Source organism: Companilactobacillus kimchiensis, from assembly GCF_001438805.1.
GTDB lineage: Bacteria > Bacillota > Bacilli > Lactobacillales > Lactobacillaceae > Companilactobacillus > Companilactobacillus kimchiensis.
Genome location: NZ_JQCF01000003.1, coordinates 64,792 through 87,585, shown reverse-complemented (window position 1 = coordinate 87,585; position 22,794 = coordinate 64,792). Strand labels below are relative to the sequence as shown.

The 22,794-nt window shown below is 33.3% G+C and carries 23 protein-coding genes; 4 read left to right on the top strand and 19 right to left on the bottom strand.

Annotated elements, in window-relative coordinates:
* Nucleotides 1-20: 20 nt before the first annotated feature.
* Nucleotides 21-512 carry a thiol peroxidase gene (gene tpx, locus IV57_RS02800; protein ID WP_057879979.1) on the top strand — a complete coding sequence of 164 codons (492 nt, stop codon included), beginning with the start codon at nt 21-23 and terminating at the stop codon, nt 510-512.
* 460 nt (nt 513-972) lie between these two features.
* Here the strand turns inward: tpx and IV57_RS02795 are convergent, their stop codons facing one another.
* Nucleotides 973-1,734, bottom strand: coding sequence for a flavodoxin family protein (locus IV57_RS02795; protein WP_057879978.1), 762 nt, complete (start codon nt 1,732-1,734; stop codon nt 973-975).
* 113 nt (nt 1,735-1,847) lie between these two features.
* Here IV57_RS02795 and IV57_RS02790 point away from each other — a divergent pair, with 113 nt between their 5' ends.
* Together IV57_RS02790 and IV57_RS02785 are read left to right on the top strand one after the other, a co-directional pair.
* Entirely contained in the window at nt 1,848-2,489 is a 642-nt protein-coding gene (locus tag IV57_RS02790; protein WP_057879977.1) for an SDR family oxidoreductase, read from the top strand.
* 623 nt (nt 2,490-3,112) lie between these two features.
* Nucleotides 3,113-4,453 carry an NCS2 family permease gene (locus IV57_RS02785; protein WP_057879976.1) on the top strand — a complete coding sequence of 447 codons (1,341 nt, stop codon included), beginning with the start codon at nt 3,113-3,115 and terminating at the stop codon, nt 4,451-4,453.
* Nucleotides 4,454-4,494: 41 nt separating this feature from the next.
* Here IV57_RS02785 and IV57_RS02780 read toward each other — a convergent pair whose 3' ends face one another.
* A complete protein-coding gene (locus tag IV57_RS02780; RefSeq protein ID WP_057879975.1) occupies nt 4,495-6,414 on the bottom strand; it encodes a heavy metal translocating P-type ATPase in 1,920 nt (639 codons plus the stop codon).
* Nucleotides 6,415-6,536: 122 nt separating this feature from the next.
* On the opposite strand from IV57_RS02780, the gene IV57_RS02775 reads away from it, so the two are divergent.
* Nucleotides 6,537-6,896 (top strand): ArsR/SmtB family transcription factor, encoded by a 360-nt coding sequence (locus IV57_RS02775; protein WP_057879974.1) that lies wholly within the window; start codon nt 6,537-6,539, stop codon nt 6,894-6,896.
* Between the two features lie 55 nt (nt 6,897-6,951).
* Here the strand turns inward: IV57_RS02775 and IV57_RS02770 are convergent, their stop codons facing one another.
* The 17 genes from IV57_RS02770 to IV57_RS02690 form a co-directional block, all read right to left on the bottom strand.
* Nucleotides 6,952-7,284: a hypothetical protein gene (locus tag IV57_RS02770; protein WP_057879973.1), complete on the bottom strand. Its 333-nt coding sequence runs from the start codon at nt 7,282-7,284 to the stop codon at nt 6,952-6,954.
* A 231-nt stretch (nt 7,285-7,515) separates the two neighbouring features.
* Nucleotides 7,516-8,379 (bottom strand): LCP family glycopolymer transferase, encoded by an 864-nt coding sequence (locus IV57_RS02765; RefSeq protein ID WP_057879972.1) that lies wholly within the window; start codon nt 8,377-8,379, stop codon nt 7,516-7,518.
* Between the two features lie 194 nt (nt 8,380-8,573).
* Nucleotides 8,574-9,569, bottom strand: coding sequence for an acyltransferase family protein (locus tag IV57_RS02760; RefSeq protein WP_057879971.1), 996 nt, complete (start codon nt 9,567-9,569; stop codon nt 8,574-8,576).
* A gap of 224 nt (nt 9,570-9,793) precedes the next feature.
* Entirely contained in the window at nt 9,794-10,639 is an 846-nt protein-coding gene (gene rfbD / locus IV57_RS02755; protein ID WP_057879970.1) for a dTDP-4-dehydrorhamnose reductase, read from the bottom strand.
* Nucleotides 10,640-10,657: 18 nt separating this feature from the next.
* Entirely contained in the window at nt 10,658-11,671 is a 1,014-nt protein-coding gene (gene rfbB / locus IV57_RS02750; RefSeq protein WP_057879969.1) for a dTDP-glucose 4,6-dehydratase, read from the bottom strand.
* Between the two features lie 16 nt (nt 11,672-11,687).
* Nucleotides 11,688-12,269, bottom strand: a complete 582-nt coding sequence (gene rfbC, locus IV57_RS02745; RefSeq protein ID WP_057879968.1) for a dTDP-4-dehydrorhamnose 3,5-epimerase — start codon at nt 12,267-12,269, stop codon at nt 11,688-11,690.
* On the bottom strand, nt 12,269-13,138 hold the full coding sequence (gene rfbA / locus IV57_RS02740; RefSeq protein ID WP_057879967.1) for a glucose-1-phosphate thymidylyltransferase RfbA: 870 nt from the start codon (nt 13,136-13,138) through the stop codon (nt 12,269-12,271). The genes rfbC and rfbA overlap by 1 nt, the downstream gene beginning before the upstream one ends.
* A gap of 17 nt (nt 13,139-13,155) precedes the next feature.
* Nucleotides 13,156-14,589, bottom strand: coding sequence for an oligosaccharide flippase family protein (locus IV57_RS02735; RefSeq protein ID WP_057879966.1), 1,434 nt, complete (start codon nt 14,587-14,589; stop codon nt 13,156-13,158).
* Nucleotides 14,590-14,618: 29 nt separating this feature from the next.
* Nucleotides 14,619-15,467: a glycosyltransferase gene (locus IV57_RS02730; protein WP_057879965.1), complete on the bottom strand. Its 849-nt coding sequence runs from the start codon at nt 15,465-15,467 to the stop codon at nt 14,619-14,621.
* Nucleotides 15,464-16,459 (bottom strand): capsular polysaccharide synthesis protein, encoded by a 996-nt coding sequence (locus tag IV57_RS02725; RefSeq protein WP_057879964.1) that lies wholly within the window; start codon nt 16,457-16,459, stop codon nt 15,464-15,466. The genes IV57_RS02730 and IV57_RS02725 overlap by 4 nt, the downstream gene beginning before the upstream one ends.
* Nucleotides 16,456-17,733 (bottom strand): hypothetical protein, encoded by a 1,278-nt coding sequence (locus tag IV57_RS02720; protein ID WP_057879963.1) that lies wholly within the window; start codon nt 17,731-17,733, stop codon nt 16,456-16,458. The genes IV57_RS02725 and IV57_RS02720 overlap by 4 nt, the downstream gene beginning before the upstream one ends.
* Nucleotides 17,730-18,746, bottom strand: coding sequence for a stealth family protein (locus tag IV57_RS02715; protein ID WP_057879962.1), 1,017 nt, complete (start codon nt 18,744-18,746; stop codon nt 17,730-17,732). Before IV57_RS02715 ends, IV57_RS02720 begins: the two co-directional genes overlap by 4 nt.
* A gap of 19 nt (nt 18,747-18,765) precedes the next feature.
* A complete protein-coding gene (locus IV57_RS02710; RefSeq protein ID WP_057879961.1) occupies nt 18,766-19,620 on the bottom strand; it encodes a glycosyltransferase family 2 protein in 855 nt (284 codons plus the stop codon).
* 23 nt (nt 19,621-19,643) lie between these two features.
* Complete coding sequence (locus IV57_RS02705; protein WP_057879960.1) at nt 19,644-20,312, bottom strand: sugar transferase; 669 nt, start codon at nt 20,310-20,312, stop codon at nt 19,644-19,646.
* A gap of 31 nt (nt 20,313-20,343) precedes the next feature.
* Nucleotides 20,344-21,129: a tyrosine-protein phosphatase gene (locus IV57_RS02700; RefSeq protein WP_057879959.1), complete on the bottom strand. Its 786-nt coding sequence runs from the start codon at nt 21,127-21,129 to the stop codon at nt 20,344-20,346.
* Complete coding sequence (locus IV57_RS02695; RefSeq protein WP_057880027.1) at nt 21,126-21,866, bottom strand: CpsD/CapB family tyrosine-protein kinase; 741 nt, start codon at nt 21,864-21,866, stop codon at nt 21,126-21,128. The genes IV57_RS02700 and IV57_RS02695 overlap by 4 nt, the downstream gene beginning before the upstream one ends.
* 8 nt (nt 21,867-21,874) lie before the next feature.
* Entirely contained in the window at nt 21,875-22,654 is a 780-nt protein-coding gene (locus IV57_RS02690) for a YveK family protein (protein WP_057879958.1), read from the bottom strand.
* Between the last annotated feature and the right edge of the window lie 140 nt (nt 22,655-22,794).

Below are 22,794 nucleotides of genomic sequence, written 5' to 3'. Positions count from 1 at the left end.
AAATGAAAGGTGTGATTTTTATGGATTTGGAATTTAAAGGTAATACTATTTCAACAGTTGGTAAACCATTAAGTGTAGGTGATACCTTCCCTGAGTTTACTGTTCTGGATAAAGATAATAATGAGGTTAAATTAAGCGATTTGCTCGACAAACCTCTCCTTATCAGTACAGTTCCAAATATTGATACACGTGTATGTAGTATCCAAACTAAGCGTTTTAATGAGGAAGTTGGCAAACATTCAGAAATCAACTTCGTTACCATTTCAACTAATACCGTTGAAGACCAATCACATTGGTGTGCTGCTGAAAACGTTCAAAATATGAAGATGCTTTCAGATGTTAACCATGACTTTGGTAAAAAATCTAATCTTTGGGTTACTGATCTCGATATCTTAGCACGTTCAGTTTGGGTAGTCGATCAAAACCAACAGATCATTTACTCTGAAATCATGCCCGTTCAAACTGATGAACCTGATTACGAACAAGTACTCGATCAAGTTAACCAAATGTAATGTCGCCTTCCACAAAAATATGTAGTTATATGGAACTATAGCAATTAAAACAAAGTCAATTTGGGCTTTGTTTTTTCTTTTGTCTTAAACACTAGACATACAAAAAGGCTGAACACTTACGTTCAACCCAAGAATAGTTATATCAAGGTCTATTGTTTCGAGTACATATTATCAGAACAGTTCATTCTTAGCACTCCTTATAAGTTGTTTATTATATCTATTTATAACCATTAACCCAGAAACAGTTCTTCTCACTAATGGAAGTCTAACAACAAATCAACACCCTAATCTGGAACAAAAATCGGTATTGGGCTCAGCCGAAAAATTATTCTTAGTGGGGAACCCACTTAGAATAAGGTCAAGCTTGAAGGCCCTTGGAACAAAAGACCCCAAGTTGTGCCCTCAGCGTTCCAGCCCAATACCGATTTTTGTGGAAGGCGGCATCCTTAACTACAAAACCTTATCTCCGACGATGTTTAACAAAAGTAACAAAATGCAAAATACATCCCAACAACACAAAGAAGATCACAGTAAAACTAGCATAATTCAACCAGAAGTTACCAGAGATCCATGGTGACAATGGTACTTGAATCCCCATAGTTATTAACGCCATTATGGCAATCATAAAGAAGAGCTGAATATATCTTTTCACAGTCGAATCATCCTTTCTCTTTCTAATTGAAATCTTTTTGGCATATTTTTTGCACAGTTTCTTCTTATTATACGGAACTTTTTTCATGCCAAAAGTTCCTGGCAAAACAATTTCACCAGTTTTAATTACACCGGCAGCTGACATGACCCGATCAATCGTCTTGAATGCTTCATCAGTTACCCCGGTTAAGAAGTTCTCGGTCGTAGAAACGTAGCAAGAACTGATACTCAAGTAATGCTTATTCTTGAACTTACCTGGAATCGTATCGCCATTCTCTTTAAAATAAACTAGTTTTGGTCGCATACAATCAAAGAAATTCTTCAATACACCCGATAATTCTCGAAAATATGTTGGCGCCGCAAAGACCCAGACGTCGCTTTCAGCCATTTTATCGGCTAATTCATCCAAAACTGGATTTTTTTCATGGTATTTATGTGGTGTAATATCGTAATTTTCTAAATAGATGGTTTCTGTTTCAACACCTTCATCGACATTCTTCAGAACTTCATCGAGTATTTGGGCATTTAACCCATGTTCTTGATGCGATGCTAATATCCCTAATATTTTCATACGCATTGTCCCCTTTGTATATAAGTCTAATATAACGTGATATAAGATTCAAAACACTAGCTTTATTAAAATATTGTTGCTACAGTATGGTTAACTAAGGAGGTTTTGTGAATATGAAAGTTCTTATAATTGGTGCCCACGGTAAAGTTGGTCACCTACTAATTGGCGAATTACAATCACGGAATATCGATTTTGTTGCTGGATTGCGTAGTCAAGAACAAATCAAGGCCTATAACGAAAATAACATTGAAACTCAATTTATTGATTTAACCGCTTCTCTTGATAATATCAAGGATTCGATTGAAGCTTCAGGTGCTGACGTAATTGTCTTTTCAGCTGGTGCCGGGGGCGCTGGTTCTGATTTAACACTACAGATTGATCTTGATGGTGCTATCAAAACTATGATGGTTGCCGAAGCTATTGGTATCAAGCGTTATATTATGGTTAGTTCGATTTTCAGTGACAACCGTAGTAAATGGGACGCATCAGGTATCAAGCCTTATATGATTGCTAAACATTACGCTGACGATCACTTGCGTGGGACTAACCTTGATTACACAATTATTCATCCCGGTGGTTTAACTGACGATGATGGTACTGGTAAGGTCAAACTACTTGGTTCTAATGAAATGGGTAGTATCCCTCGAGTTGACGTTGCTAAGGCTATTGCTTTAATAATTCAAAATTCAACTACAATTGGTAAAGAATATACCTTTGCTAGTGGTGATCAACCCGCTGAAGACGTTTTTAGATAATTCAGATTTGGGGTTCACTGCCGCCTTCCACAAAAAATTAAAATTTGGCTGGAACGTAGTGGGCACGACTTGAAGACTCTTGTTCCAAGTGTCTTCAAGCTCGGCCTTGTTCTAAGTGGGTTCCCCACTAAGAACAACTTCACTACTGAGCCAATTTCAATTTTTGTTCCAGGCTAATATATTTGTTGATTGGATATTTCTATAACTAGATTGAATGAATGTTTTGATGTTAATTCTTACTATCAAAAAAGATATATAGAATAGTTACTTCCATTCCTTACCTGTTTAGGATAAATAACATCCAGATTTACTTAAAACATAACTAATAGTTTTCAACTACATAACATTGAAAACAACAAACTAGCTCGGAGCAAGGAAGAAAAATTAAATCGTACCTTGAAAAGAGGCATCTCACAAATTAATAATTGCGAGATGCCTCTTTTTATAAATAATTCGTTATTTATATTCATCAAGTTATTTAATTTGATAAAAATATAAATGTTTAGCACATTTTGCGAACAATAAAATACATTTAGCTAATATTAATCGTATTTTAGTTGTAATTTTTCATAATCTCTGTAATACTTACTAAGTAATCAAGAAACCTTAGGGGGTTATCAATCGTGGAAACTGATACAAATAATCTTAGTTTCGTCGAAAGGCTTTTTCATCTTAAAGAAGCCAATACAACTGTCAGACGTGAAATTTTAGCTGGACTGACAACATTCGTTTCAATGGCTTACATTTTATTCGTTAATCCACAGGTTTTAGGTACTGCTGGTATGGATAAAGGTGCCGTCTTCACTGCTACTGCTCTTTCTGCAATTTTAGGTTCCGTTTTGATGGCACTTCTAGCCAACTATCCAATCGCCATTGCTCCAGGGTTGGGTGACAATGCCTTCTTCACCTATTCCGTTGTTTTAGCTATGGGAATTCCTTGGCAAACAGCGATGGCTGGAGTGTTCATGTCCAGTATTTTATTCTTATTGATCTCTGTTTTAAAATTACGTGAATTAGTTATTGATTCAATTCCTCATGACTTAAAATTAGCCATGGCTTCTGGTATCGGTTTGTTCATCGCCTTTGTTGGACTTCAAGGTGGTGGTCTAGTTGTTGGAAGTAAAGCTACCTTAGTTGAAATGGGATCATTAACTGTTCCTACTACTTGGTTAACAGTCTTTGGTTTAGTCGTAACTGGTTTACTAATGGCTAAAAAAGTTCCTGGTTCAATCTTCATTGGTATGGTTTTGACAACTATCTTAGGTTTAGTAACTAAGTTAATTCCCTTACCACACCAAATCATTTCTACTATTCCAAGTATGAAACCAACCTTTGGTGTTGGTATCGCTCATTTACCTGACTTAGCTGATCCAAAACTCTGGGCGGTCGTCTTAGTCTTCTTGTTAGTTGCTTTCTTTGATACCGCTGGTACTTTGATTGGTTTGGCCGAACAAGCTGGTTTCATGAAGAACAACAAGATGCCTCGTATCGGTCGTGCTTTGATGGCTGATTCAATTTCAATGCTAGGTGGTGCAGTTATGGGTACTACTCCAACTGCTGCCTACGTTGAATCATCTGCAGGTATCGCTGTTGGTGGTCGAACTGGTTTGACCTCATTAGTTGTCAGTATCATGTTCGCAATTGCCATGTTCTTCTCACCACTTTTGACCGTCGTTACCTCCAACGTAACTGCACCAGTTTTGATCATCGTTGGTATCTTGATGGCTCAATCAATGAAACAAATCAATTGGAGCAAATTCGAAATTGCTATGCCGGCTTTCCTAACTATCGTTGGTATGCCGCTAACTTATAACATCTCTTACGGATTCGCCTTCGGAATTCTTTTCTACCCTCTAACAATGTGGGCAGCTGGACGCCGTAAGGAAGTTACTCCAATTATGTATATTCTCTTCTTCGTCTTTATTCTGTTACTTTACACGATCAATATTTTACCTGCTAAATAGCAAAAAAATCGAGACCAATTAAGGTTTCGATTTTTTTGTGTCTAATTATCAAAATTAATAAACTGTAATCTAATCGCATTCAGCACGGCAATAATGGTTACCCCAACATCAGCGAAAACTGCCTGCCACATGTCGACCATTCCAAAGGCACCCATCAATAAGAACATCACTTTAATGACTAAGGCAAAGGAAATATTTTGGATCACGATGCGACGAGTTTTTTTGGCAATCTTCATTGCTCGAGCAACTTTGGAAGGTTCGTCTCCCATGATAACAATATCGGCTGCTTCAACAGCAGCGTCTGATCCTAAACCACCCATAGCGAAACCAATATCGGCTGTTGCTAAGACGGGAATATCGTTGATACCATCGCCGACAAAGGCAACCTTTTTATTAGCCTGGTGGGACTTCTTTAACAAATCATTAACGATTTCCACTTTATTTTCAGGTAACAAGTTCGTGTAGACATTACTCATATGTAACTTTTTAGCAATTGCTGAACCAACTTTTTCATTATCACCTGTCAGCATAACTGTCTGATCGATGCCACGATTATTTAACAATTCAATGGCTTTTTTTGCATCCTTTTTAGGTTCGTCAGCAATTACGATATCACCCCAGAGTTTGCCAGCCACCGCTACATAAACGATCGTACCCAAGGCAGTCGACTCCGTGAATTCAATTCCAGCCTGCTTGATAGCTTTGGCGTTACCAACAACTACCCTTTGTCCGTTAATTTCAGCACTCAAACCATGACCAGCTTGTTCCATTGCATTCTCAACTGGCAAAATTTTACCCGTATAAGCATTCAAAATTGAAACCGCAATTGGATGAGTTGAATTTTTTTCCACACTGGCTGCCATCTGTAATAGTTCATCTTTAGTAATCCCATTTTGAGGTGCTACTTTTACAACTGAGAATTGACCTTTGGTTAAGGTACCAGTCTTATCAAAGGCAACTGTATCAACGTCATTCAAAGCTTCCAAGTAATTACTCCCCTTGACCAAGATGCCTTGTTTCGAAGCAGCCCCGATACCACCGAAGAAACTCAATGGTACTGAAATAACCAAGGCACATGGACATGAGATAACTAGGAAAATCAGAGCCCGATAAACCCAAACATCCCAGGCGCCTTGAGCAACTAATGGTGGAACTACTGCTAAGGCAACCGCTAGGAAAACAACGATTGGTGTATAAATCTTAGCAAATTTGGTAATGAATTTTTCCGTATCAGCCTTTTTGCTAGTGGCATTTTGGACCAAATCTAAAATTTTAGCAACGGTTGAATCATTATAGACTTTGTTAACCTTAATTTGGAGAGTTCCATTCTGATTGATTGAACCACTCAAAGCATCATCACCCACTTTGATATTCTGTGGCATTGATTCCCCAGTCAAAGCTGAAGTATCAACTGACGATTGACCTAGAACAACCTTGCCATCTAAAGGAATCTTTTCGCCCGGTTTAACCAAAATTATTTGTCCAATTTGAACCACACTAGGATCAACAGTTTTAGTTTTTCCAGCAATCTTTAATGTGGCAAAAGCTGGTTTAACTTCCAACAAAGCGGAAATTGATTTCTTAGACCGATTGACCGCGACATCTTCAAAAACATTTCCCAATTCGTAAAATAACATGACCGCAATTGCTTCAGGATACTGTCCCAAAATAATTGCCCCAATTGTAGCAATACTCATTAGAAAGTTTTCATCAAAAATCTCACCATGAAAAATATTTTTAACTGCGGTATAAACGATGCGGGCACCAATTACCAGATAGGCCATTATGAAAAATATTACGTCAATCGGTGTTGGCAAAAGTGAACTTGATCCTACTAGTAGTAGAATGAAAGAAACTAACAAGCGAATAATCGTCAGCTTAGTTTCCTTACTTAATTCAGTTTTAATTCGTTTAATTTTCTTTTTAGTTTTATATTCAGTTTGGACATCGTATAATTTCATCGAGATTTTCCTCCTTGAAAAGGTTTACATGTTCATTTGAATATATGAGCAATCATTCATATATAAATTATAATATAATAGGTCGTAATGAAATTCAACCCATTTCCACAAGAGGACAATTTATGCCAGAACAAAATTTTGAAGTTGAGCATCAACAAGCTCTTCATAATTTAAAACAGAATCTTCCCAGTGATGATGATCTCGATGCCATGGTCAATATTTTTAAGGCCTTCGGTGACATGACTCGCGTAAAAATAATACTTGCCTTGTCAGAAACACCATTAAGCGTTGGTGAAATCGCTGATACCCTTGATATGAGCCAGTCTTCAATCTCACACCAATTAAGTATCCTAAAACAATTGAATCTTGTTTCTAACGCAAGACGCGGACGTAACATCCACTATCGTCTGAGTGATCAACATATTCTGACGATTTTTAAACAAACTCAGGACCATATTATTGAAGACGAAAATGACTTTTAAACTGCTAGTTTTTAGCAGTTTTTTTGTTGCACAAAAAAAGACAGGTTTCCCTGTCTTATGCGACGATCTCAATATTTTTGACTTCGGCCAAGCGAAACTTCTTACCATTATCTAAATGGAATAAATCGTCATTGTAATCACTGACTTCTCCAGTTAAATCGGTTTTTCTTTCGCTATTTCTATTTAATTTTACTTTGATAATTTGATTATACGTAAATGATTGCATAAGGAACTTTGTAATTTGTTCATCAGATTGCTTATGCTTAGGGTTATCTTGCTGATTAACTGTTGATCTATTATCGGTCAACTTCATTTTGTCACGCTCGTGATAATAACTATCAAAGAATGTCTGCACCATTTCGGTATCAGTATCGTACTTACTATTCATTCTGTGTTACCTTCTTTGAATTGATTCTTGTCGAACAGGTTATTCTAAACCTATAATCTATCATACACAATGATTAAGTGATATTTTAGGGTAATTTGACCAATTAACCTTTCCAAATATGACATATTATCCTGCCCACGCTCTTATTATACGAACAGGTGTTCAGAAAAGCAAATAAAAATAGTCATCCCTATTAAGAATGACCATTTAAACATTATCAAAAATGATTAATTATAGACCTAAGTTACTGTTAATAGCACTTGTAGCAGCTTTTACATCAGAGCTGTTTGCAATACTGTTATTTGTAGTATTTTTACCAACAGAATTATAGTTCTTTGCAAGAGCTGTCATGTTATCAAATGTCATATCAGTTTGTACTTGATCTGATACTGAATCAATAAGATCTTGATTGAACAAGGTTGAGATAGAAGCACTCTTACTTACTAATGCTGAAAGCACATCTCTTTGACGTTGTTGACGAGCAGCATCGTCGCCGTTCTTCATTGCTAAGTAAGCAGTAGCCTTGTCACCATTCATGTGAGTGGAAACACCATTTGTAAATGAATAACCATTTGATGTGAATGTAGCATTTGGTGTAACGGTAACGCCATTAGCATCATTGATAGCCTTGTTCATTCCACCCATATTAATAAGTGCATAGAAATCAACAGGTACATTCAATGTATTCTCAACCGCTGTAACAGCAGCCTTTGTTTGACCATTAGCATAAGCTGCACCAATTGTCTTAGCTGATCCCTTGATAGCTAGATCATCAGAAATACTTGTGATTGTAGTTTTATTTGTCTTTGGGTTCAATGTAAGAACCATCATGCTATTAGTGTCACCATTGTAATTACTAATCGTTTGATCAGTTGCGACACCCATTAACAAGATTGAGACAGGTTTACTATTGTTTAGTAATGAACTTACATTACGTTTGCTAGTTACCCCTGATGGTACATAAGAACTGTTTGCAGAGCTCTTAACACTACGATAACGTGTCATACCAAATGTTGCCCCACCTAAAACAAATAATAATACAAACCACATACTTAGATTTCTAAATGTGTGCTTTTTTGCTTTATTATTATGCATAAAAACTTTCCTCCCTATTAAATCAAATTGTCGATTTCAAAAACCGACTATACTCTTACCATTTTAACTCTATTAATAATTTTTGAGTGAAATTATATTAATTATAAAAAAATTATTTATGAATTCTAGAAATGAAAAACTCCAAAAATAGTAAATCTTTGATATTATTATTTCTTTAGAAACCGCAAATTTAATTAAGAGATTTTAAATTGAGTACATCTTTTAATTATATAATTAAAAACAATTGTAGGATAAACTAAAACTATGCATTGGATAATCGTATAAATAATTCCTAACGCCAATACATATGTTGTATCGTCACTTAAAATAAATCCAGTTGCTATGGTGGTTATTCCAAGTCCTAAATGTAGACACATATAATATAATGAATTTTCACCAATCCAATCTAGGTATTTAAAATTCATTTTATTTGTTCTTTTAAAAATCACAATTAATTCTAAAGATCCTATAAACCCTAAAAAAATATACATCAAAAAATTATTTCCAAACAAAAAATAGTGCAAATCAATTTTTGATTTAAATAACCCTACACCGTATATATACATAGAAATAATGACAATTTGAAATCCCGTATTCTTTTCAATTAAGGAAATAATCCAATGTGAATAATATCCAAGAAGTAAAAATATTAATGCAACATATGATGCCAGTGGAATCATAGACTCTGTTACAAGGAAATTAGAAAATCTATGACTATTAGCAACAATATATAATGGAATAATAATGAATGGAATAGATACTATAATAAAATTTTTATTATACTCAAATAACATTAAAAACAAAATTTCGGAAAAAAACAAAACCGGTATAAACCATAAAACATCAATTCCTCGAAAAGAAAAAGTTAAATAAAATCCATTTTTTATTATTTCAAATACAGTTTTCCCATTATGAAAAAAAAGAACTTTAATAAAAATACTTATCAAACTAAAAATTATATATGGAATAAAAAGTTGAATTACCCTTTTCCTTATAAATTTTTTCGTTAATATAATAGGATGAATATTCTTCAAAATCCCTGACAAGATAAAGAATATTGGTAGCATTATTAAAGAAATAAAATTTACTATATAGGTTGAATCTGCAAAATTATGTAAAAAAATAGTATGATAAAAAATTATTAAAAATATTCCCACAGCCTTACAACGGTCAATATACTTAATTCTCATAGATTTATTTCTCCCTTTGTATCAAGCTACGCTATTATTTTTCAACGCCTTAGCATCCCTTATTACCTCTTTGAGCCTGAACACAAACCGCCTTTCTAGCCATAGGAAAATAATCATTCCAGACTCTTAACCTAAAGAATAAACTTACGCTCACTTTATTATCGTTTTTTTACAGTACTATCCACGATATACTACCGAATATATTTACTTCAACTAAAAACTAGTCATAAATCAATTTGCCGAGTAAATTCCACCAAGGCATCTTTCCAAGTAATTACTTGATAATTCGTATTTTTCGCTTTTTTCAAATTCATTAAGGAATGCCTTGGACGGTATGCTTTTTGTGGATATTCGGCAGATGTTACTGGTGCAACCGTCACCTTAGTATCCTTCAGAATCTCTTTAGCAAATTCATACCACGTACATGAACCTTCATTTGATAATTGATACAAACCATATGAAATTTTTTTATCAGTAGCATACAACATAAATTCAGCTAATGTTCTAGACCATGTTGGTCGCCCCATCTGATCATCTACCACCGTTAAATGATCATGCGTTTTAGCCAAGTTAAGCATTGTATAAACAAAATTCTTTCCATATTTACCAAAGACCCAAGAAGTACGAATAATATAATACTTGTTCATGATATTAGCGACAGCTTTTTCACCTGCCAACTTAGCTCGTCCATATTCATTTTGAGGATTAGTCTCTGAATTTTCATTATACATATTGTCATTGGTTCCATCAAAAACGTAATCAGTACTTATGTAAACTAAAGTAGCTCCTGATTCTTCGGAAGCATTAGCAATATTTTCAGTACCCGTAGCGTTAACATCCCAATTAGTTGTTTTACCAGGTTCTTCTTCTGCATCATCAACAGCTGTAAAAGCTGCACAATGATAAACCAACTCAGGTTGAACTTTTGAAAAATAATCATCAACTGCCATTTTATCAGTAATATCTAAATCTTTTGATCCTACACCGATATATTTAATTTGTTTTTCATCAAGTAAATGACATAGCTCTGTTCCTAATTGGCCCGTGGCACCAGTTATTAAAATCTTCATTCTGAAATCTCCCTATGGTTATTGACCATTTTTGGCGTACTTAGCCTCAACCTCTGATTTTTCAGCTTTCCACCAATCTTCATGTTCTGTATACCAATCAATCGTATGTTTTAATCCAGATTTAAAATCAGTATATTCAGGTTTCCATCCAAGTTCTTCACGTAATTTAGTAGAGTCAATAGCATAACGCATATCATGACCCGGTCGATCTTTCACAAGATCATAATCATCTTTGGACTTATTCATCAGTTCCAGTATCATCTCAAGAACTTCTTTATTATTTTTTTCGCCATTGGCTCCAATTAAATATGTTTCACCAATCTTGCCCTTATTTAGAATGGACCATACTGCACGTGAATGATCATTAGTATGAATCCAATCGCGCACATTAGTCCCTGATCCATAAAGTTTTGGACGTATCCCACTTAAAATATTTGTAATTTGTCTGGGAATAAATTTTTCAATATGTTGATATGGTCCATAATTATTTGAACAATTGGATATTGTTGCACGTAACCCAAATGAACGAACCCATGCCCGCACTAATAAATCTGAACTAGCCTTTGATGAAGAATAAGGACTACTTGGATTGTAGCGAGATTCAGGTTCAAACTTTGCTCCATTACCTTCAGAATCTCTCAGAGGAAGATCACCATATACTTCATCTGTCGAAATATGATGATAACGTACATCGTATTTACGGCAAGCCTCTAACAAAGTATAAGTTCCCACGATATTAGTCTGAATAAATGGTGATGGATCAATTAATGAATTATCATTATGGCTCTCAGCTGCATAATGAACTACTGCATCAGCCTTACTAACCAATTCATCAACCAAATTGGCATCTAAAATATCGCCCACAACTAATCTAACTCTGTCCTCTGGCAAACCAGCTAAATTAGCCCGATTTCCGGCATAAGTTAGCTTATCTAGCACCGTAACATGAATATCAGGATGATTTTCAACAATATAATGTACAAAATTGGAGCCTATAAAACCAGCTCCACCTGTAACGACAATATTTTTCATTGATAGTCTCCTTTAATTAAATCTCACCATAAACAAATGGATTATCTTTTTCAAATTCAGTGAATGTAGGTTGAGCAGCATCCTTTTCAGACGTAATAGCTTGATCAAAATCGATTGGCCATTGAATTCCTAATTCAGGTGTCTTAAACGAGAAACCACCATCAGCGGCAGCATCATAATAATTATCACATTTATATAAGAAATTAACATTATCAGTTAAAGTAACAAAACCATGGGCATACCCTTTGGGTACCAACAATTGACGATGATTACTTGCTGAGATGATATAACCTTCCCACTGCTTGTATGTTGGTGAATATTTACGAACATCCACAATTAAATCAAGAACAGCACCAGAAACAACACGAATTAATTTTGTTTGAGCGGCTTTACCACGTTGAAAATGTAGACCTCGTAATACACCAGTTTCAGCTGATAATGATTGATTATCTTGAATGAAGTCAAAATTAATTCCAGCTTCTTTAAAATCACGATCAGAGTATGTTTCAGTAAAGAAGCCTCTACTGTCACCAAAAACTGCTGGTTCAATAATTTTTACATCCTGTAATTTGGTTGTTGTTATTTTTAATTTTCCCATTACTTCTCCCCTACTAATCTTAATAAATATTGGCCGTAATCGTTTTTCTTTAACGGTTGAGCCAATTTGATTACTTGCTCTTTACTTATATAATGCATCCGATAAGCAATCTCTTCTAAACAGGCTACTTTGAGATTCTGTCTCTTTTGAACTGTTTCAATAAAGCTACTGGCCTCTTGTAAAGAGTCATGCGTACCCGTATCAAGCCAGGCAAATCCACGTCCCATTACCTCAACATTTAATTCATCTTTCTTAAGATAAGCCTTATTAATATCAGTAATTTCAAGCTCACCACGTTCTGATGGTTTAATATTTTTAGCAATATCAACTACTCTATTGTCATAGAAATACAATCCTGTCACAGCGTAATTACTTGTTGGATGTTCTGGTTTCTCAATAATTGATTCAGCATGCATATTTTTATCGAAATCAACCACACCAAAACGTTCTGGATCGTTCACGTGATAACCGAATACAGTAGCACCTGATTCTTTGGAGCTAGCGTGCTGGAGTATCTCTGAAAGACCTGCTCCAAAGAAAATGTTATCTCCTAGAACTAAGCAGACAGAATCATCTCCAATGAAATCTGCACCAATAATAAAAGCTTCCGCAAGACCATTAGGTTCATCTTGAACAGCATATTCCAGATTTAAGCCAATTTGTTTTCCATCTCCAAATAACTCTTTAAACTGCGGTAAAAACTCTGGTGTGGAAATGATTAAAATGTCTTTTATTCCAGCTAGCATCAGCGTTGACATTGGATAATAAATCATTGGTTTGTCATAGACGGGTATTAATTGTTTAGAGACTGCCTTAGTTATTGGATATAGTCTGGTTCCTGATCCGCCAGCTAGAATTATTCCTTTCATTTACTTCTCCTTTAATATTACGATTTCAATTTATTTATAAGTATTCTATACGCGAAATCCACTATGGTTGCTTTCAAAATTATCAATATGGAGAAGTAAATAACTGATCCTAAAAGAACACCTATAATAATCGATATCCAACCTGGTATAAACATTTGCTCAAAGTACAAGAATAAAAACATTATAATCGCTGCTATTAAATACTTTGCAATATCGCTATTGATCCCTTTAAACGTTAAACTTTTTCTAACCTGCCATAATTGAGTAATCGTAACTACACTTTCAGATAACATTGCAGAAATGGATGCTCCAAAAGCTCCATCCATACTTATTAAAGGGATACTAACAATTACATTCAGGATACTCCCCGAAATAATAGAAACATTTAATTGTTTACTTTTTCTCGAAGGTATCAAATATTGATTCCCAACTACATTGGCAATGGACATAGGTATTAAAATAAAAGCCTGCAATTTTAAAATGATTTTTACTTCATCAAATTGAGAACCAAGAAATAAGGGTACAAATTTATCAGATACACCAATAATTCCTGCGAATAATGCTATTGAAATACATAAACTGAAAGATAATGATTTTTTTAATACACCATTCATCTTTTTTAGATTTCTTTTAGAAATTTCAGTAGCAATCATTGGCATTAACACCGTAGATGCTGATGTCAAAAGAGTAAATGTTAACCTAACAATTTTATCTGAATTGTCAAAATAACTTGCCCCTTTAATATCCCCCATATAACCCAATAACACTTTATCTAAAACTGTATAAAGTGTTATTGATATTTGAGGTATAAACAATGCTACTGTACCTTTTAAATGACTAAAAGGATGCAATCTTTTAAAGTCTTTAATTCCAATAAATATTTTCCATTTTTTTACATAAGGCCATAATAATAGATTAGAAACTAAAATTGAGAGTGAATTTATCAGTATATATATGAACAAATCATTTTCATTTTTAACAAATGTAAAAATCATAATTACAGATATTATCTTCACAAAAAAGTTTCTAAGTGCTAAAGCCGAAAAATTTTCCAATCCCATAAATAACCATGAAACATCAAATACATTTGCTATAACACTTATTGAATACGCCCATAGAAAAATTTGATACTTACCGGATGAAATAATAACAATTGAGAGAATAGCGTATGAAATAACAGTTGTTATGACATTCAATATTTCAATTTCCCAAAAAAGATGTGATATTTTGAACCAATCATTTTTTAAATAAGCTATTTCTCGTTGCCCATAAGTCGTAGTTCCCAATACCGCAATCAAAATGAAATAATTAATAATTGAATAAGTATAAGAGTTTATTCCCATATAAGTTGGGCCAAGGATTCTAGACAAATAAGGCAAAGTAATAATAGGCAATATTATTAAAAATAATTGATACGAACTGTTATAAAGATAATTTTTTATTATTTTCACTTAAAAGTAATACCTCATCTATCTAATAATTAACGTTTTAGAACGGTTAACAAGAAATCATCAATAACATTAATAAACTTTGAAAAAGATACATATAACGGACCAACACCATAATATTTTTTCAATACATATAATCTACTTTTATCATTTATCTTTTTAAACGGAACTTTTTTAAAACTAGTTGATCCGCGACCAATATGATCAAAACTTGAAGTATTTAATATATAGTTTTGAAAACCATTTTGAATTAATTTCGAATATAGGATTTCCTCCTCATAATACAGGAAGGTACCCTTATCGAAATAACCAATTTCTTTGAATACCTTTTGATTAATCCCAAAAAAAGCCCCTGAAACTACATCCACTTTTTGAATCGCCGTATTTCCTTTTTTATAATAACCACCTTCACGTTTGCCAAATTTAAATAACAACCATCTGATGGACCAAAAATTTATAAAGAAAATATTTTTTACTGATAAGTGGTGCCATGAATTTTTTATATCGTTATTAAGATTAACCGTAACCATTCCAGAATTTTCATTATTGATAATGTGTTTTCTAATGTCATCAACGTTAGAAGAATCTATTCTACTATCAGGATTTATGATATAAACAATATTTTTCGATGAGATTCCAAATCTATTTTGTACATATATCAATCCTATGTTATTTCCTTGAGCATATCCTGAATTAACATCCGACGAAATAATATGTACCTTTTTGTTATTCCTAAAATATTCTTTTAATTTCTGATACGATTCATTTCCCGAAGCATTATCAACTATAACCACTTTATCCATATCTGAATTTAATAAATTATTAGTACAATCAATACTCTGGGAATAATTTTTATAATTCAAAACTATCCCTATATTCATTTCTCAAATTTCTCCAAAATATATTCTTCTACGGAAGGTTCACCATCAATTTCCTTTTTCCATTCCTTTTTATAAGTCATAGTAAAAAAATAATTTTCTGGCAAATTTATTATTTTCTTTGTTTTCAAAGTTAATGGTTTATTCCACAACTGTCTAGTTATCAACCCATACGGGTTAAATACTCGCATCTTCCTCCATTCCTCATTTAATACTGGAATATGTTCAAATGCAGCAAGGTAGGCTTTAAAAAACGTAAAATAATCTATTTTTAGAATTGGATCAAATAACAATTCAGTAGTTATTTCATCAGCAAATTTAAAAAAGAGAGAATCCTTTTTTGCTATTAAAAATCCATTATTAAATTTCTCAACAAAGGGAATTGAAGCATACAAATTACGATCCGTGATGTCATATACAGTATTCCAAAGAAGCAAGTTTGAATCCCATACTTCTTTCGGAAATGATCTAATCATAAACTGTGAGGCATCTAACCAAATTCCACCATATTTTTTCAATAAACTAATCCTTAAATAATCAGTAAAATGGGCATATGATATTTTCCCATTGTTAATGAGATTCATGATTTTTTCATCAATATTTAAATATTGATCAATATTTTCAAATGTTATAACTACAACGTCATAATCATTAGAGTTTTTTTGCATGGAAATAATACTTTTTTCAATTACAAATGGCTTATTTTTTTCCCCTTGCAACCAGGCCGTCCAAATAATTTTCTTTACGGGTATTTTCCCGTCATCACTGCAAAAATCAAACTTATGGTAAATACCTTTATACTTATAATAAATATAATCTCGTACCATCTGATCAGTTATTTCCGCTGTTTGCTTAAGAATTTTAGCCATTTTTTTAGGCTTGCGACCAAGACCAACAAAAACACATCTTAAAATTAAGCCATATAGTTTAAATAAAATATATTTGGATCCTTTAATAATTCCAAAACACTGAAAGATGGTCTTTATTTTATTCAAATATGTTCAACCTCACCTTTATCACGAGTAGTTAAGAAATCTAAAAACACTAAAATTATTGGCAAATAAAATATTCTTTGCGAATCAAATGGTGACAGACTAATCCAACAGCCAAACAAGAATATATAAGTCAAAAAACTTAATTGTTTATATTTGGATTCTGCAAAACATTGAATTGAAGACCATAGAAATACTATTATATTTAATACTCCTAGCATCCCAAATTTTCCTAAAAATCCAATAATCCCAACATCATCGAAATTAGCAGATATTATTTGACCATTATAATTTATAGATTGCCCATGAATCAGACTTCCATAAAGATCATCTCTTGCAAATCCAAACGCAAACCATCCATTATTAAAAATATTTTTCAAGTAATATTGATATGCATATTGTCTAATACTCATAGAAATTGATCTTGAACCAACAAAAAACACCTTATCTATTAAAATCCCGACGCATACCATTGCAATCAACAAAATAAGAACTAAAAAAAATATTTGAATTGATTTTGATACACTTTTTAGTACTCTCATCAATAAGATGGATAGGATTATGACAACTATTATTATTAGATACCCACGTGATTGCCCAACACAGATTAAAAAGAGAACATTAAAAAATAGAATTACATTATCCTTTAATTTTGAGAAAATAGCCCCCTTAATAGCCTTGTAAATCAACATAATAAAGACAGAGAATGCTACAAAATCTACCGAAGAAGCTATTCTAGTAAATCCTAATACATTAAAATTACGCTGTAAGGCGGTTGAATAGTCAAAATTAGTATTTAAATAGAATATGAGTTTTCCAAAATGAAGCAATATGTAAGATTGCACCAATTTTATTATCGAAACTATCGAAGAAAAAATGATAAATCGCCTTATTATATATCTCCAATTTTCCCACGTATTAAGATATTCACTAAAGGGGAAATATAATAGCAATATAAAAAAATAATATGCTATTAAAATAGTGGCGAATAACGTTTGATCAAACTTATACAGGGTTCCGAATATTAAAATAACTACCGAAATCAATAAAAAGATAATAAACGGACTAAAGTGTCTCCTCATTATTTTAGGATTAAAGTGTGCATTATATAAGATAAGTCTCAAAAAAATATATATAAAAACAAAGATCAAAAATAATTTTTTTTGTGAATAAGAAGACCATCCATTTAAGAATGAGTTACGGATATTTATTAGATCAAAAAAATTGACCTGCAAAATCAAAAAGATATACAAAAAAAATTTATCTAATATTTTCAATATTTTCTTTCCTTTTCAAATACTGATTCATTTGGTAACTTTCTTTGGTAGATTCTTTTTAATTCTTGTGCAATAGTTTCAAATTGTTTATCTGTAATATTTGAATCATCATTTATTACAATCATTTTATGGTTTCCATTCTCTATATCTTTCGTTGCATCTTCAAATTGATCAAACAAATCATATATTTTCCCAACTCTAGGTGTTCGTGGAGAAAATTTTCCAGTAACCAATGAGTAATACCTAACTAACCATATAGTTATATCGTCCTTCCACCTAAATCGATCACTCATTGTTTTGACATATTCTTTTGGATTTTCATGAATAACATTGCTCATTTCGGACTTAAGAATTGAATACGGATAATGTAAATCAAAAAATCTAGTAAATTTAGGCCAAAAGAATAAAAGAATTGTATAAATATTCAATTCCATATTCTTCATATTTAGGAATTTAAAAAATTGTTTCCTCATTACTTCCCGTTTTTTAAATTGTTCATTAATTACTTTTACATTGTTAACGTGTATATAATCAAAATCATACATCGGTTGAATCGCATTTAATCCCGCAGTATCTTTCGGAAGACCCTTTTTTGAGAAAAAATCTTCAGGTATGACCTTTTTATTAAGAAACATATCATCATTAAAATAAACAAAATGTTCTGACAAATTAGGAATCTTATATAAATTCAACTCAATCGCACTGGAATTAAAAATGGGTCTATACTTTTCCGGAATAATTTCCTTATGATCTACAATGGTAATCCAATTACAATTATCATTTATCCACTCTGGTTTTTGACCATCTGTAACTAGATAGACATGATTAACCCACGGTGCATATTCTTGAACAGCTCTGAACCAATATTTAAATATGCCATAATCTCTAAATCGCGCAGTTTTTACATCTAAACTATCTTCCTGTCTATACTTAGAATACTCAGAAAGCCATTTTGGTTCTTGACCATCTACCCATGTTACAACAAAATCTATTTTAAAATTTATGTCCGACATTGAAAAACCTCATCTAACGTTAAAATTTATAAGCGACATATTTTATGGAAGCTATTAAAAAAGAATAGGGTATCAAATACGCCTTTTTATTCTTAGTTAAATACTTCCATTCAGATAAAACCGACTTTACACCTTCTGATTCATTACTACCAAATTCCCTTTGAATCCACTGATTCTGTTTATGAAAATCACCTATACTCTTATATCTTTTATATTGTTGTTTTAAATTCATATGGTTCGAATGTGTTACTACTGCTTCAGCACAATAGCCAACCTCATATCCTTTAATGATGCCTTGGGCCGCTACATATTCATCTTCACAATATAATATATTGGATGGAAAGGAACCCACATCCATAAGTAGACCTCTTCTATAAATTGAAAAAGCATCAGAAGAAAATGCTGCTTTAACTCCCAACGCCTTAATATCATTTTTAGATTTAATAATACTTTTTGAAGGATAATTAAAGTCTCTAGCCTTTTGTTCAAAAATTGTGCTTTCTGCAGGGTCAGATATCTGTCGGCCATAGGCCACTAACATATGATCACTTTTAGATATAAAAGAAATCAGCTCACCAATTGCCGTTAAATGTAACCTTACATCCTGGGTCATATAGATTATATAGTCATACCCATTAAAATAATTAGCAGCTCTTTTCCTCACTTCACCATGTGTAAAGTCTTCTTTTTTTATTTCATATGAATCAAATCCATACCTTTTAGCCTTTTCCACGGTATTATCATTGGAAAAAGTATCAATCATTAATTTCTTCACTTCGATACCCGAATTTTGAATCGATTCATCAATATCTTTCAGGACATTATCAAAAGAATTCCCAGCATTATACGTGGGAATAAATAACCCAACTTTCATAAATAAAATTAACCTTTCTATCTTTAATAAGCCCCATTAGGTTTAACAAAAACAATAACGGTCTTAAACAAAACATATAAATCAAAAGAAAAACTTCGACGGTTAATATAACTAAGATCCAATTCGACCATATCATGAAATCCAACGTCATTTCGACCAGTAATCTGCCATAACCCAGTACAACCAGGTTTAACGCTCAAACGTTGTTTATCATAACTGGTATAATCCTTCACTTCGCGTGGCAATGGTGGTCTTGGTCCAACTAAGCTCATCTCACCCAACAATACGTTCAACAATTGAGGCAATTCATCAATACTATACTTGCGAATGAACTGACCAATTCCCGTAACACGAGGATCATCCTTCATCTTAAACATGGCTCCATCGACTTCATTATCGGCTAAGAGTTCTTTTAAACGATCATCAGCCCCTACGACCATCGATCGAAATTTATACATCTTGAATGGTTCCTGTCTTTTTCCTAAACGCATTTGCGAATAAAATATTGGTCCCCTAGGATCCTCAATCTTAATAGCAATTGCTACAACCAAAAATAATGGCGATAAAATGACCAAGCCTAAAAAACTAGCTACAAAATCAAATATTCTTTTAAAAAATTTATAAATATAACGTCCATCTTGATAACCGACGTTAATGACATCGCTGCCATTTTTACCATCAAAATATTCCATCTATTTGATGCCCCCCAGAACTACTCTCTAATCAAAATATCCAAAATCTTTTTTTCTTTTTATTCAATGAAGTAATATGACTAAAATCAACTTCCGCCACATCATCACCATTGATAATATTTTTGGCATTATAGTTAAACAATTGTGCTTTCCGTTTGCCTTCTTCAGCCTCTAACTTAGCGAAAGCATCTTTCATCAGATACTTTCTCCCTTCAAAGTTATGCGCATCAGAAGCAAAGATGAATCCTAAATTAGCCTTTATTATTTGTTCAGTTAAGGTCTGAACTTTTTCCCCAAAGACTCCTAAATAACTGCTGGCTGTCAATTGTGACAGACAGCCCATTTGAATAAACTTATATAACTTATCTGGATCTTCTTGAATACCCAAATTTCTTTCCGGATGGGCAATGACCGGTGTTATCCCTTGCGTTGTTAAATTAAAAATCATATCGGCTGTATATTCGGGAACCATCTCATGAGGTAGCTCCAGTAATAAATAGCGATTAGTTTCATCCATAAAAAGAATGTCATTATTGCTTATTGCATCCATTAGTTGACCGGTCAAATGTACTTCTTGGCTTGGATAAACTTTTAACGGAATTTGCTGATTAGCCAACTCTGATTGAAACTCGGCCGTTCTCCAGACAATATCGTTCTTGTGATTGGTATAATCACCATCCATATGATGTGGTGTCATCAGTGCATTAGTAATTCCTTGATTAACAGCTTCTTTAGCTAAATCTAGTGACATTTGCATGTCTTTTGATCCGTCATCTACTCCCGGCAGGATGTGGCAATGCAAATCAATCAAATTCATTTTTTCTCAACTCCGTAATAACCGCCATAATAACCACCGTAGTAGCCTTGTGACTCTGCTTTGGTAACACGGTTCATAATGGCACCTAAAATATTAGCGTGAACTGTATCCAAGGCCTGTTTTGCATGTGCTACTCCAGCTTTTTCTGCCAATCCTTGTGGTACAACTAAGATCACACCATCAACTTGGGCTGCTAAAATTTGCGCATCAGTCACAGCATTCGTTGGTGGAGCATCCAAAATCAATAATCCGAATTTGTCTTCTAGAGCTTTAAACAAGCCCTTAATTCGCATACTTCCCAATAATTCTGAAGGATTAGGTGGAATTGGTCCACTGGCAATAACATAGAGGTCTTTAACCATCGTTGGTTGAATAATTTCCTCTAAGGTCGCATTACCCAAAAGATAACTTGATAATCCAATTCGATTACTGACATCAAAAGTTTTATGGATTGTTGGACGACGCAAATCGGCATCAACCAAAATAACTTTCTCACCTTGTTTAGCCCAAGTTACCGCGACGTTATTGCTAATGGTAGACTTCCCTTCCGATGGTGCTGACGAAGTAAACAAAATCGACTTCAATTTTTTATCAACTGACGAAAATTGGATATTCGTTCTGATCGTATTAAACTGCTCTGAAATCGTACTGGAAGGATCATCATAGGTAATCAGTCCCACACCATGTTTCAAACTGTAATTATCTAGTTTTTTGTTCTTTCGTTTAAATAACGACATCCTCATACCTAAACCCTTCTATGATTTCTAGCACTGAGTTCATTTTTATCAACTTTGATCTGTAACTTCTTATGTTCAACAGTCTTTTCAATATCTTTTTGATCAATTTCATTGACGATACCTAAATTAGTCAGACCTAGATTATCAGTCAAGAAGGTACTTGATGTGATAGTTCTATCAGTCAATTCACGAATGAATGCCAAGGCGATACCTAAGATAACTCCCAGAATCAAACCAATTAAAATATTCAAAGTTTTTCTAGGACTAACTGCTTTTCGGTTAATCTCTGCTTCAGAAACAATCGAAACATTATTAACACTCATGATTTTGACAACTTTTTTCTTGAAAACCTTGGCGGTTGAATTAGCAATCGCTGCTGCAGTCCCTGGGTCAGTTGATTTGGCCGTAACTGAAAAGACCTGTGAATTTTGTGAGTTGTTAATCGAGAGTGACTTTTTCAAAGCACTCATTGAACCTGGATAGCCTGGATAATTCTTAATTTGTTTATTAACATCCCTCAAAACAGTTGGACTAGTAATAATATCCTTATAAGTACTGATCATTTGTACATCAGCCTGCACTTGTTGAAACTGTGCCCCCTGCATATCAGCTGACAATTTACGATTGACTAGGATTTCTGTCGTAGCACTGTATTTTGGTGTCATGAAAAAGAAAGTAATAAAACCTGCTGCTAAAGTAACTACAACAGTCGTTTCTATAATTGCTCTAATATGCTTACGCAGTATTCCAAAAATCTGGATCATACTAATAGTTTGTTCTGATTCCACTTTTCCCTCCGAAATATATAAAAAATAATATCAACATATACATAAAACGTTCAAATATAAATAAAAACTTGATAAAAAAATCATAGTCCTATTGGCAAAGTGCCACAATGTTTCTTTATAATTAAATACATCATTTTTCA

What these genes read in the sequence shown, in the direction of transcription:
- tpx (WP_057879979.1), top strand. Translation starts at nt 21, where the DNA reads ATGGATTTGGAATTTAAAGGTAATACTATTTCAACAGTTGGTAAACCA.
- IV57_RS02795 (WP_057879978.1), bottom strand. Translation starts at nt 1,734, where the DNA reads ATGAAAATATTAGGGATATTAGCATCGCATCAAGAACATGGGTTAAAT.
- IV57_RS02790 (WP_057879977.1), top strand. Translation starts at nt 1,848, where the DNA reads ATGAAAGTTCTTATAATTGGTGCCCACGGTAAAGTTGGTCACCTACTA.
- IV57_RS02780 (WP_057879975.1), bottom strand. Translation starts at nt 6,414, where the DNA reads ATGAAATTATACGATGTCCAAACTGAATATAAAACTAAAAAGAAAATT.
- IV57_RS02775 (WP_057879974.1), top strand. Translation starts at nt 6,537, where the DNA reads ATGCCAGAACAAAATTTTGAAGTTGAGCATCAACAAGCTCTTCATAAT.
- IV57_RS02770 (WP_057879973.1), bottom strand. Translation starts at nt 7,284, where the DNA reads ATGAATAGTAAGTACGATACTGATACCGAAATGGTGCAGACATTCTTT.
- IV57_RS02765 (WP_057879972.1), bottom strand. Translation starts at nt 8,379, where the DNA reads ATGCATAATAATAAAGCAAAAAAGCACACATTTAGAAATCTAAGTATG.
- IV57_RS02760 (WP_057879971.1), bottom strand. Translation starts at nt 9,569, where the DNA reads ATGAGAATTAAGTATATTGACCGTTGTAAGGCTGTGGGAATATTTTTA.
- rfbD (WP_057879970.1), bottom strand. Translation starts at nt 10,639, where the DNA reads ATGAAGATTTTAATAACTGGTGCCACGGGCCAATTAGGAACAGAGCTA.
- rfbB (WP_057879969.1), bottom strand. Translation starts at nt 11,671, where the DNA reads ATGAAAAATATTGTCGTTACAGGTGGAGCTGGTTTTATAGGCTCCAAT.
- rfbC (WP_057879968.1), bottom strand. Translation starts at nt 12,269, where the DNA reads ATGGGAAAATTAAAAATAACAACAACCAAATTACAGGATGTAAAAATT.
- rfbA (WP_057879967.1), bottom strand. Translation starts at nt 13,138, where the DNA reads ATGAAAGGAATAATTCTAGCTGGCGGATCAGGAACCAGACTATATCCA.
- IV57_RS02730 (WP_057879965.1), bottom strand. Translation starts at nt 15,467, where the DNA reads ATGAATATAGGGATAGTTTTGAATTATAAAAATTATTCCCAGAGTATT.
- IV57_RS02715 (WP_057879962.1), bottom strand. Translation starts at nt 18,746, where the DNA reads ATGTCGGACATAAATTTTAAAATAGATTTTGTTGTAACATGGGTAGAT.
- IV57_RS02710 (WP_057879961.1), bottom strand. Translation starts at nt 19,620, where the DNA reads ATGAAAGTTGGGTTATTTATTCCCACGTATAATGCTGGGAATTCTTTT.
- IV57_RS02705 (WP_057879960.1), bottom strand. Translation starts at nt 20,312, where the DNA reads ATGGAATATTTTGATGGTAAAAATGGCAGCGATGTCATTAACGTCGGT.
- IV57_RS02700 (WP_057879959.1), bottom strand. Translation starts at nt 21,129, where the DNA reads ATGAATTTGATTGATTTGCATTGCCACATCCTGCCGGGAGTAGATGAC.
- IV57_RS02695 (WP_057880027.1), bottom strand. Translation starts at nt 21,866, where the DNA reads ATGTCGTTATTTAAACGAAAGAACAAAAAACTAGATAATTACAGTTTG.